The organism is Colwellia sp. C1TZA3, assembly GCF_007954265.1.
In the GTDB taxonomy this organism is placed as follows: Bacteria; Pseudomonadota; Gammaproteobacteria; order Enterobacterales; family Alteromonadaceae; genus Cognaticolwellia.
Genome location: NZ_VOLS01000078.1, coordinates 1 through 12,143, shown reverse-complemented (window position 1 = coordinate 12,143; position 12,143 = coordinate 1). Strand labels below are relative to the sequence as shown.

Here is a 12,143-nt window from a genome sequence, read left to right as displayed (position 1 = left end):
GCCCTTGGCGCTGCAATGAGAAAGTTAGTACAGATTTGTTTTGGGGTGTTAAAGCACCAAAGCGAATACCGATCTCAAGCAATTTAAATGAGTGTTTGAAGTCGGTATGGAGAGATGGTATCTACATCGAGCCTACGGGTGATAATGTAAATTTAGGCGCTGGTTTTGTAGGTCGGACTTTAGTCCGTCAACCGTACAGCGGGTTATTAACCTGATGAGGCAACAGATATCTACAGCGCCTTATTTTTTGTTCTTTGCCTTTATGCGAAAACGATAAAATTTAATTTAACTTGATGGACTAAAGTCCAACCTACATCGAGCCTACGGGTGATAATGTAAATTTAGGCGCTGGTTTTGTAGGTCGGACTTTAGTCCGTCAACCTTACAGCGAATACATAACGTAAGGTTTAAAAACCAAACAGGCTAGCAAACTGACCGCTACCTTTAAAACTTAATAGACTAAGTCCAGCCTACATTGAACCTAAAGCTGACAGTTTAAAACTCATTTAAAACTCATTTAAAATTTATTAAAACAGGCCCATTATGACTCAAGATGAAATGAAAAAAGCGGCAGCAATAAAAGCTCTAGATTATATCAAAACAGATACCATTGTTGGTGTTGGAACTGGCTCGACGGTAAATCATTTTATCGACGCCCTTGCCACCATTAAAGATAAAATTATTGGCGTAGTTTCAAGCTCTGAAGGCTCAACTGAGCGCTTAAAGTCATACGGCATTGAAGTGTTTGATCTTAATAACGTAGATGGTATTGATGTTTATGTTGATGGCGCTGATGAAATTAACCCTCACATGCACATGATCAAAGGTGGTGGTGCTGCCCTTACCCGCGAAAAAATTGTTGCTGCGGTGGCAAAAACCTTCGTTTGTATCGCCGATGATACTAAGCAAGTGCCGATGTTAGGTCGCTTTCCCCTGCCGGTAGAAGTGATCCCTATGGCGCGCAGTTATGTTGCCAGAGAACTGGTAAAACTTGGTGGTGATCCGGTTTATCGCCAAGGCGTTATTACCGACAACGGCAATGTTATTCTTGATGTGCACAACTTAAAAATAATCGACCCTAAAGCATTAGAAAATAGTATTAATGCTCTTGTTGGTGTTGTGACTAATGGCTTGTTTGCTAATCGTCCAGCAAATGTCTTAATTATCGGCAGTAAAGACGGTACAAAAATAATAAAATAACACTGTAGAGTTTATACCCTATATGGTATTTTAGATATCTAGCCATCTAAAAGCTTATTTGAAAGATATTTAAGTACATCAATGTTTGATCGAGAGAAGATAAACTATCATGAGCAACAATTCACTAGCGAAAGACAAGATTAAGATACTACTTCTAGAAGGTGTTCACCAGAGCGCCCTTGAAGAGCTGAAAAATAAAGGCTATTCAAATATTGAATATATTAAAACCTCACTTTCAGAAGCCGAGCTCATTGAAAAAATAGCTGATGTGCACTTTGTTGGTATACGCTCTCGCACTGATTTAAATAAAAATGTTTTAAGCCACGCTAAAAAACTAGTGGCTATTGGTTGCTTTTGTATTGGTACTAACCAAGTAGACAAAGCAGCAGCACAATCATTTGGTATCCCGGTATTTAACGCGCCATTTTCAAATACCCGTTCGGTCGCTGAGTTAGTGTTGGGCGAAACCTTATTGTTATTACGTGGTATTCCAGAAAAAAGTGCCCAGGCACATCGGGGTGTTTGGAATAAATCAGCCACAGGTTCAGTTGAAGCCAGAGGTAAAACCTTAGGTATTATCGGTTACGGCCATATCGGCATGCAACTTGGCATACTAGCGGAAACTTTAGGGATGAAAGTTCGCTTTTTTGATATTGAGACTAAATTACCTTTAGGCAATGCCAGCCAAGCCCCTACCATGACAGCATTGTTGAAAGAAGCAGATGTTATTAGTCTTCATGTACCTGAAACGCCACAAACCAAAAATATGATGGGTGTGGCAGAATTTGAAGTGATGAAACACGGCGTTATCTTTATTAATGCTTCACGCGGCACTGTCGTTGATATTGATGCCTTAGCTGAAGCATTAAGCAGTAAGAAAGTAGCTGGTGCCGCCATTGATGTTTTCCCGATTGAGCCAAAAAGTAACGATGAAGAGTTTATTAGCCCATTACGTGCCTTTGATAACGTGATTTTAACGCCACATATTGGTGGTAGTACTAAAGAAGCGCAAGAAAATATTGGCCTTGAAGTAGCCAGTAAACTTGCCAAGTATTCAGATAATGGTTCAACATTGTCGGCGGTTAATTTTCCTGAGGTATCACTACCTGAGCATATTGGCACCAGCCGTTTATTACACATTCACCATAATAGACCTGGCGTGCTAACGCAAATTAACCAAATGTTTGCCAAGCTTAATATCAATATTGCCGCTCAGTATTTACAAACTGCTGACCAAATTGGTTACGTGGTTATTGATATTGAAGATGAAAACCGTGCATTAGCGTTAAAAGAATTAAAACAGATTGATGCAACAATCAGAGTAAGACTACTACACTGATAACTAATACCAGTTCCATTAAGTTTGTGATCTTGTTGTGCGCAGGAAAAATAATTCAAGGTAAGGCGCTCGATTGAGCAATAGCTGGCTATTGGGATTGAGAGCAACACAGCCTTGAGCTATTTTAACTAGTACAAGTGAGCAATAACTTAATGGGATTGGTATAAGCTAATAACTACGCTAATAACTACATTGATAACTACACTGGTTTGAAAAACCAAAAAGCCAAAGCAACTATGCTTTGGCTTTTTTATTTCAGCTGCAATATCGACTTTAGCACACTATGTTATGTGCCTAACTTGACAGATGAATGCGACTTATACCAAGTTGATTAATTACCTGCTCATTTTTAATGGTTAAAATGAATAACTACAGCGTTATAAAATTTATAAGTAGAATAACTACTGACTAAATTTTATGCCTTGTATTTATCCCTTTTTCCTCATGAAAAAGTAGATCACTTAATTAATCAAATTGGTATTACAATGACTCACTGTAAAAATTTATTTGTCTCAAAGCAACTTGCTCGTGGCATTGCTTAAAGGGTATAGCTGCTTAGTTTTGTCTATAACAAAAAAACTGACCATACTTCCTATACATCGCCACTCTTTCACCTCGACGTGCAAGGATGCACTAATGCCGTGAAACCATAGATAGCTAGGAACGGCCATGTGTTCTGTACATAAAAAGGCAGTAAAAACTGCCTTTTAACATTAGCCTGATCTTACACTAACGAGCGTAATAACTAACTGAGTAAGTAGGCTCTAAGTTCGGCAAAGTCGGTTGAACTTGTGGTTGATAAAATAGTTTCACTAGCACAATCAGCAAGCTCTTTTGGCAAGCCTATCGGTTGTCCTAAAGTACTTTCCACAATATCTTTAAATTTCGCTGGGTGCGCGGTGCCCAAAAACACACCAAATTCAGTATCAAGGGCGTTATATTGTAATGCTCTATAAGCAACGGCCGCATGAGGTTCACTGATGTAGCCCAGTTTTGCCAATTGAATCATCGCCATTTGTGTTTGCTCTTCATCAATTGATACTGAGCTGACACAGTCTTTGTCGACTAATCCGGCTTTTAACATATGCTCTATGCGTGGCCAGTTATTCGGGTTACTAACATCCATGGCATTAGAAATGGTGGCTACTGTTTCATTGGGTGTCCATTCGCCGGTTTTTAAATAGCGAGGAACGGTGTCATTGGCATTTGTGGCGGCAATAAAGCGCTTAATAGGTAACCCTGAGGCTTTAGCAAAAAGTCCCGCGGTAAGGTTACCAAAATTACCACTGGGTATGGCAAAAACAATATCGCTAAGTGCATCGGTACCTTTTTGGCGATAAAGTTGTGCAACCGCTTCAAAGTAATAACAAATTTGCGCCAACAAGCGACTAATATTAATCGAGTTAGCTGAATTTAAGCCAATGGTGTCTTTAAGCTCTTGATCATCAAAAGACTGCTTAACAAGTGCCTGACAATCGTCAAACGTGCCTTCTACTGCGATAGTACGAATATTACCGCCTAAGGTAGTAAACATTTTCTCCTGTAATAAACTTATTTTTCCTTTCGGATATAAGATCACTACATCAATGTTGTCAATACCGTGAAAAGCATGTGCTACCGCAGCGCCAGTATCACCAGAAGTTGCCGTTAAAATAGTGACTTTTTTACCATCACCAAATGCTTGTAAACATTTAGCCAAAAAGCGGGCACCAAAATCTTTAAACGCCAGTGTGGGTCCATGAAATAACTCTAGTATCGCTCTGCTTTCACTAATAGGCTGCATTTGCGCTGGAAAATTAAAAGCATCAGTTACAATTTCGGTTAACTGCTCTTCAGTTAAATCTTCACTGACAAAAGGGTAAAGGACTTTAACGCTACGCTCGACCATCGGCAGTGCAAGTAAGGCTTCAATATTATCAAAATGGGGTAATTCTTCTGGAAAAAACAAGCCTTGGTTACGTCCTAAGCCTTGTTTTACCGCGCCAGCAAAGCTGACTCGTTCATCGTTCTCTTTTAAATTATAAAATTTCACACTCAATTCCTATATTGGGTTTAATCTCGAGGTTTAAAGCAACCAATATTATTGCTCTTTAAGGTAAACTCACTGCACCTTGAGTATCAGCTTGGCAAATATGAACAAATCCTTCACTTGTGCCAGTAGCTGATGTTTGTAAATAATGCTCGTTTAACCAGTTAGCAAACTCTGTTGCTTTTGCTGCGTCGTCTGTGACACAAAAAAGCGTTGGTCCTGAGCCAGAAATGCCAACAGCCAAACAGCCTTGTTGTGTTAAATAATTTGCTGCTTCGCTGTAGCCCGGTAAAATTGTTTTTCGATAAGGTTCAGCAACCACATCGGTTAATACTGAAAAGGCTTGCGCTTTATCGCCGCGATGGCAAGCATCAACAAATGTTGCTAAATTCTGTCCAAAACTGATCAAATCAGCACGGGAATAAGCGTTTGGTAATATATCTCTGGCCGCTTTGGTTGATATTTCGATGCCTGGATATGCCATAACAAAATAGCAATCTTGAAATAGCGGTAAACTACGGGCAATTATATCGTGATCTGGCACCATTAGCTGCATACCACCTAAAAAACATGGTGCGACATTGTCGTAGTGCAGACTACCACTAATTTGTGCTTCCATCTTTCCCATCATTTTTAACAGCGCTTGCTTTGAAAAACTAAACTGATGGTATTTTTCATAAAAAGCATTTAAGCCAGCGATGGCTGCAACCACTGAACAGGCACTAGAGCCTAAGCCGCTGCCCACTGGCATGCGCTTATCTAAGGTTATTTTTACTTTAACAGTCGCCTGTTTACTGGCAAATAATTCTTTATTAAACAAAAGTAGACAATGCCAAACAATATTTAGTTTCACATCGCTAGGCAACTTATGGGCAAAATCACCGGTAACCTCTAATTGGTCGCCGTTATGACTATCGCTAACCGTGATGACATCACCCAATAATGTGCCATCAACGGGTTTAACCGCTAAACCTACAAGATCAAAACCGACATTAACATTGCCAATTGAAGCGGGAGCAAATACTGAAACACTCATTAGTGTTGTTGCTCCCATGCTAGTGTTCTTAACAAATCACCAAAAACACCGGCAGCAGTGACTGCAGCGCCAGCACCATAGCCCCGTAAAACGAAAGGTAATGGCTGATAATAGCGGCTATGAATCGCTAAAGCGTTTTCGCCATCTTTAACACTATATAAAGGATGTTCTTTACCGACAGCTTCGATAGTCACCTGACATTTCCCTTCAACAATGTTACCAATGTATCTTAGTACTTTGCCGTCAACTTTCGCCGCATTAATACGCTCAGCAAAGGCATTATCTAAACTGGGCAAGTTACTCATAAAGCTGGCTACGTCGCCACTAGCATCAAATGATTGCGCTAATACCGACTCTATTTCAATATCAGCTAGCTCTAACGCCATACCCGCTTCTCTGGCCATAATAAGCAGCTTACGCGCCACGTCCATGCCGCTAAGATCGTCACGCGGATCAGGTTCAGTAAAACCTTGCTCTTTTGCTAAATTAGTGGCTTGAGATAACGTCATACCTTCATCAAGTTTACCGAATATATACGATAAAGAACCTGATAGCACGCCTTCAAAACGCACTAATTCATCACCCGCTTTCAGTAAATTTTGTAAAGTGTCGATCACCGGTAAGCCTGCGCCCACCGTAGTTTCATATAAAAATCGACGGTTGGTTTTTTGTGCTGCTGTTCGTAGTGCTTGATAATACTGCCAAGAGTCGGTGTTTGCTTTCTTATTGGGCGTTACAACGTTAAAGCCCGCCTCTAAATAATCAACATATTGCAAAGCCAGTGCTTCATTAGAAGTACAATCCACTAAGACCGGATTAATCAAATGATTTTGGCGAACAAAATTCTTGATATTTTCAACATTAACCGCGACAGCTTGCTGAGCTAAGTTTTCCTGCCAATTAGCCACGTCGATACCTTCACTATTAAATACCATACCTTTGCTATTAGCCACACCATAAACTTTTAAGGCAATATTGTCTGTTTTTAATTTTGCCTGTTGACGCGCTATTTGAGCCAGTAACTCGCTACCTACTACACCGCAGCCAACTAAAAATACGTCAATAGATTTTTTGTGTGAAAAGAAGTTTTGATGACTCACTTTCATGGCATCAGTGCATTTTCTACTTTCAATAACCACAGAAATACTACGTTCTGACGAGTCTTGTGCAATCGCAACCACATTGACTCGCGCTTGTGCTAATGAAGTGAAAAATTTTGCCGCCACACCTTGTTGATGATTCATACCATCGCCAACTAACGACACAATCGATAATTGATGAGTTAATGTTAATGGCTCTAGTAAACCGTTTAACAATTCTAATTCAAATTCTTCTTGTAAACTTAGCTCTGCTTTCACCGCATCAGACGAGTAAATACAAAAACTAATACAATATTCACTTGAAGATTGGCTAATTAAAATTAAAGAAACATTTTCGCGACTCATCGTAGCAAAAACCCGACTCGCCATACCCACCATGCCTTTCATACCCGGGCCAGAAACATTAACCATAGTTAAGTCATCTAAGTTTGAAATCGCTTTAACCCGCTTTTTCTGATCACTTTCATTCGCAATTAAGGTGCCTGGCGCATCAGGATTACCGGTATTTTTAATTAAACAAGGAATATGATACTGGGCAATAGGACCAATGGTTTTTGGGTGTAAAACACTGGCACCAAAATAAGACAGTTCCATCGCCTCTTGATAGGATAAATAATCTAATAATTGCGCTTCTTTGATTAAGCGAGGATCAGCATTATAAACGCCATCAACATCAGTCCAAATTTCGCAATACTCTGCGTCACTACACACGGCCAATACTGCTGCAGAGTAGTCTGAGCCATTACGGCCTAAGGTGGTTATATTGCCAAGGCTGTCAACGCCAATAAAACCAGGCATTAAGGCAATAGTGTTGAGTTCGCTATAAAGCTGTTGAAATTTTTCTTTACATAACACGAGGTCGGCCACTGCATTCATAGCAACATCATTCGTGCGTAAAAATCTTTCGGGTTCAATAACACTGACTTCAACAGCATCAGCTGACAGTACTGATTGCAACAAGGCGACACTCAAGCGCTCGCCAATACTGATAATACGTGCACGTATATGTTCAGGACAAAATGATAGTAATGTTGCGCCATGTAAATATCGACTTAACTGGTGTTCCCAGGTCGCTAATACTTGCTCACTATGTTGTGAACAAAAACTAGGTAATGTTGCCGATAAGTCGTTAATAATATTTTCAATTGCGTGTTTAAAATGCAATAAGTCACTTTGCAACTTTTCTTCGTTGGAAATATTCTCTGCCATCGCCACAAGATGATTAGTCACCCCCTGAGGTGCAGAGACAACAATAGCAAGACTAGACGACTTACTTTTATTTTTGATGATATTTGCCACTTCAATAAAGCGCTGGCCTGAAGCCAAAGAGGAACCACCAAATTTTAATACACGCATTTTTACTCCCTAAACCCTAAAACAAAAAAAGCCCGTAACCTTATAGGTCACGGGCTTTATAAAATTGATAAATTCTACACGTCAGCCGATGACCACCATTCCGGTGAGGGTGGTAATAATAATAATAGTAATTCGGCGAAGTAGAATATTCATAGGGTATAAAGTGCCTGATATGAATTTTTCTGTCAACTGATTTTTATGAATAAAAAAAACTAATATATGTATAAAAGTGAGATGGATTGAATATTGTTCTAAAATATTCATCTGATGGCGCTGCTTTTGGTTAAGCAAGTCTGATTAAAACCGACGTTTTTGTGCTTAAAAAAACTCATGTCAGTATAGCTAATCAGTGCTAATGGCGCCAATATTACTTATTTTAGCCACAAAAAAACTGACTGCTTAATTAGATAACACGCGATAATTTATGCTCAAAGCACTCTCTTGCCTCTCAAATCGGCACTCAAATTGGCACTCAAATTGGCAGTCAAATGTCGGCTCACACTGGCACTAAAAAAATAGAAAAGCCCCCTTACCGATAATTTTATTTTTTGCTGGCATGGCTAAGGAGCTGCTACACAGTAGAGGATTAACACCGTGGTACTGTCCTGCTTCATTTTAAGAAAAAATTTGCGCAAATCGAGAAAGAATATAGTGTAGTATTTAAACGACTACGACCATTGCAGATAAGGCTGGTGTTTTTGCACCCAGTGCTTAGCACTTTGATACTCTGGACAATGCTGGGCAACTAATTGCCAAAAATTTGTTGAATGATTCATATGCTCCAAATGACATAGTTCATGAATAATGACGTAGTCAATCACCCAAGTAGGCAGCATTTTCAATAAATAATTAAAACTCAATTCGCCGCGACTATTACAACTTCCCCAACGTGCTTTATACTTTCTGACTTTAAATGACGAGGCATGCAACGACATTTGCTGTGAAAAAACCGTAAGATTATCTTCAATGTAAGCTTCAACACAGGCTTTAAACCAGCATTCAATTTGCGCTTTTATTTTTGTTATAACAGCAGCGGAGTTTAGAGCGTAGGATTTATATCTAGGGTTAAGCACAACAGTTAAGCTTTGTGCTAACGGATTGTGAATAACATTTTTCTGACCAAAATCAATAATAACGCGGTGAGGCAAACCATCAATATATAGGCTTGGCTCGTTAGCTAGGCTTGCATCAGAGAATTGCAGAGTAAAATGGGGACTTAATACTATATTTTCTTTTTGCTCAGCCACCTTTTGCTGTAACCACTGTAATTTGGCTTGTATAAGTTGTTCAACATAAGCTGTTTTAACAAAACTTGGCGCTCTAACAATGACTTGTGCGTTACTGACTTGTAACGCAATGGTCTTTCTGCGCGAACTACGTATTAGCTGATAATCCAAAACGCCACCCTAAACAATTAACACATACCGGTTTGGTTATTTAAGTGTGCTACTTTTTCATAAGGAAAATAAATAAATACCAAAGATAAAATTTAGTCAGTCGTTATGCTACTGAGCAATATTATAACGCTGTACTTTTCATTATAGCCATTAAAAATAAACCAATAGTTAATTAACTTGCTATAAACAAAGTGATACTTTATGACTAAGTAACCCTTTGTCTAAAAAGCAACGTTGGTTATAAGTTATTTTCACAGCTACGAGTACTGCAGACCATGCTAAGCGGCGTCAGACTTAGCTTTACTGCTGGCTTTAACACTAGCTGCTTTAGGCTTTTTTACTTTCTCAGTTGTTGCTTTGACACTATCCGCTTCAACAATATCATCAGCTAGCTCTACTGCGTCTTTTGTCTTTTTTGGACTACTGACAGCTGATTTTTTACTCTCCACTTTAGTTTTTTTTGCCTGTAAGGCAACGAGCACTTCCTCACGGTTTTGCGCTAAATAAACACAAAGTTCTTCACGGATACTTTCTGAAAGCTCGACAGGTGCTTGTTCAAACATCTCAGATAGACTATCTGCCATATCGAGCATTTTGTCGTATTCATCTGCGGCTCTTTTATCCATGAATGTTTCTACCTCTACACCTTGTCTTATGACGACATATCGACTTTCAACTGCCATTGCTATCCCTTATTTAACTATTATTTAACTATTATTTAACTATTATTTAACTATTATTTAACTATTTACCAAACTAGAGTCATTACCATGATGCATTAAAAGTATGCATATATCACTTCAATAACAACTGTACGTATTGACAGTATCATACGCTTATTATTTTAAATTACCAAAGGGTATATTAAACCATCACTGTTTTAACGACGCTTATCGTAGGAAGGATACCTAAATAACCATTAGCTTAGCTAAAAATGTAATGAGATATAAAATAAATCCATACCTTGAAATGGAGCAGATATAAAGCAAGGTGTTTTATAAACATGGAGAGGGTCATTATTACAGGTACTCAATTGGCTATTGAGTACCTGGTTATTCACGTTAATACGCTAAGGAACTAGCCTTATTTTAATTCTTTAACCCTAAAAGTACGGCCTTTTAATTTGCCGTGGGTTAATTTATTTAACGCTTTTCTAATCACCATTTTGTCTACGGCGACATACGCCCAATTTGCGCCTAATTGGATTTTACCCACTTGCTCAAAGCTTATGCCATTTTCACCGGTAAGTGCGCCGACTATATCGCCTGGTCGAACTTTTTGTTTCTTGCCGCCGTCAATTTGTATTGTCGCCATTTTGGGTGTAAATATGCTGCGCTCTAATGCTTCACTACTGGGCAATGCTTCGCCTTCAATACTGCGCTCTAAGTAATCTTCCAACAAGCCAATTTTATAACTGTCTTTTTTGTTAAATAAAGAAAAAGCATAGCCTGTGCTGCCTGCTCGACCGGTGCGGCCAATACGGTGAATATGAACTTCACTGTCATGAGCAATATGATAATTAAATACCGCATCAAGTGCTTCAATATCTAAGCCACGAGCAGCAACATCAGTCGCCACAAGTATTGAGGCACTTTTGTTTGCAAAACGTACTAAGGTTTGATCTCGGTCTCTTTGTTCTAAATCGCCATGTAAGGCGACAACACCAAAACCATAGCCAGCCAACTTATTAGCCACATTCTGTGTTTCTATTTTGGTATTACAAAATATTACGCTCGACTCTGGTTGATGAGTTAACAACAATAAGCGAATCGCCATTAGACGGTCCTCATCACTGTCTACCTGATAAAAATGTTGCGAAATAGTACTACTTTCATGGCTCGACTCTACTTTTATCACGGCCGGTGTTTGCAAAAAGCTGTTGGCTATTTTTTGAATCTGTTGCGGGAACGTCGCACTAAACAATAAGGTTTGTCTTTGCTGTGGCATTTTAGCCACAATATTATCTAAAGCGGCTTGAAAACCCATATCAAGCATACGATCGGCTTCATCTAAAACTAAGGTATCAACATGCTCTAATGACAAGGTACCACGGCCTAAGTGATCTTCAATTCGCCCTGGGGTACCAACAATAATATGTGCGCCGTGTTCTAGTGAACCCACTTGCGGACCAAACGGTGTACCACCACATAAAGTCAGCACTTTAATGTTATGCACAGCTCTTGCTAGCTTTCTAATTTCTTTCGCTACTTGGTCGGCTAATTCACGTGTTGGGCAAAGTACTAGGGTTTGAATTCTAAACTTTTTAACTTGTAGTTTATTCAACAGGCCAAGACCAAAGGCCGCTGTTTTGCCCGAGCCGGTTTTACCTTGGGCAATAACATCTTGTCCCGCTAAAATAGCTGGTAGGCTTTTAGCCTGTATTTCTGTCATCTCGTGGTAACCAAGTGATGCAAGGTTGTCTAAAAGTGCGGGTTGCAAGCTAAGTGCTGAAAATTTGCTGTCGCTCAACGTAAAGTCCTAAAGTAAAAAATAATTGTCGCTATTTTACACGCTTTCGCTCATGCAAACACAGCTTTAGGCAATTAAATTATTCAAATTGGTATAATACCAATCCCATTAAGTTATTGCTCACTTGTACTAGTTAAAATAGCTCAAGGCTGTGTTGCTCTCAATCCCAATAGCCAGCTATTGCTCAATCGAGCGCCTTACCTTGAATTATTTTTCC

General features: G+C 39.3%; 9 protein-coding genes. 3 read left to right on the top strand and 6 right to left on the bottom strand.

Annotated features, from left to right (window positions below):
* From ESZ39_RS18155 to serA, 3 genes are all read left to right on the top strand, one after another.
* On the top strand, window positions 1-215 hold a 215-nt coding region (locus ESZ39_RS18155; protein ID WP_223270423.1), incomplete at its 5' end, for a hypothetical protein.
* A gap of 328 nt (window positions 216-543) precedes the next feature.
* A complete protein-coding gene (gene rpiA, locus ESZ39_RS16075; RefSeq protein ID WP_146880942.1) occupies window positions 544-1,200 on the top strand; it encodes a ribose-5-phosphate isomerase RpiA in 657 nt (218 codons plus the stop codon).
* Window positions 1,201-1,309: 109 nt separating this feature from the next.
* The gene (gene serA / locus ESZ39_RS16070) at window positions 1,310-2,539 is read left to right on the top strand and encodes a phosphoglycerate dehydrogenase (RefSeq protein ID WP_146880941.1); all 1,230 of its coding nucleotides are present in this window, start codon (window positions 1,310-1,312) and stop codon (window positions 2,537-2,539) included.
* A gap of 745 nt (window positions 2,540-3,284) precedes the next feature.
* Here serA and thrC read toward each other — a convergent pair.
* The 6 genes from thrC to dbpA form a co-directional block, all read right to left on the bottom strand.
* Window positions 3,285-4,571 (bottom strand): threonine synthase, encoded by a 1,287-nt coding sequence (gene thrC / locus ESZ39_RS16065; RefSeq protein ID WP_146880940.1) that lies wholly within the window; start codon window positions 4,569-4,571, stop codon window positions 3,285-3,287.
* Window positions 4,572-4,629: 58 nt separating this feature from the next.
* A complete protein-coding gene (gene thrB, locus ESZ39_RS16060; protein WP_146880939.1) occupies window positions 4,630-5,604 on the bottom strand; it encodes a homoserine kinase in 975 nt (324 codons plus the stop codon).
* A complete protein-coding gene (gene thrA / locus ESZ39_RS16055; RefSeq protein WP_146880938.1) occupies window positions 5,604-8,060 on the bottom strand; it encodes a bifunctional aspartate kinase/homoserine dehydrogenase I in 2,457 nt (818 codons plus the stop codon). Before thrA ends, thrB begins: the two co-directional genes overlap by 1 nt.
* 668 nt (window positions 8,061-8,728) lie before the next feature.
* Window positions 8,729-9,457: a M48 family metallopeptidase gene (locus ESZ39_RS16050; RefSeq protein ID WP_146880937.1), complete on the bottom strand. Its 729-nt coding sequence runs from the start codon at window positions 9,455-9,457 to the stop codon at window positions 8,729-8,731.
* Window positions 9,458-9,735: 278 nt separating this feature from the next.
* Entirely contained in the window at window positions 9,736-10,140 is a 405-nt protein-coding gene (locus ESZ39_RS16045; RefSeq protein WP_146880936.1) for a YebG family protein, read from the bottom strand.
* A 400-nt stretch (window positions 10,141-10,540) separates the two neighbouring features.
* Window positions 10,541-11,926 (bottom strand): ATP-dependent RNA helicase DbpA, encoded by a 1,386-nt coding sequence (gene dbpA / locus ESZ39_RS16040; protein ID WP_146880935.1) that lies wholly within the window; start codon window positions 11,924-11,926, stop codon window positions 10,541-10,543.
* Window positions 11,927-12,143 lie beyond the last annotated feature (217 nt).

What these genes read in the sequence shown, in the direction of transcription:
- ESZ39_RS16045 (WP_146880936.1), bottom strand. Translation starts at nt 10,140, where the DNA reads ATGGCAGTTGAAAGTCGATATGTCGTCATAAGACAAGGTGTAGAGGTA.
- thrA (WP_146880938.1), bottom strand. Translation starts at nt 8,060, where the DNA reads ATGCGTGTATTAAAATTTGGTGGTTCCTCTTTGGCTTCAGGCCAGCGC.
- serA (WP_146880941.1), top strand. Translation starts at nt 1,310, where the DNA reads ATGAGCAACAATTCACTAGCGAAAGACAAGATTAAGATACTACTTCTA.
- thrB (WP_146880939.1), bottom strand. Translation starts at nt 5,604, where the DNA reads ATGAGTGTTTCAGTATTTGCTCCCGCTTCAATTGGCAATGTTAATGTC.
- rpiA (WP_146880942.1), top strand. Translation starts at nt 544, where the DNA reads ATGACTCAAGATGAAATGAAAAAAGCGGCAGCAATAAAAGCTCTAGAT.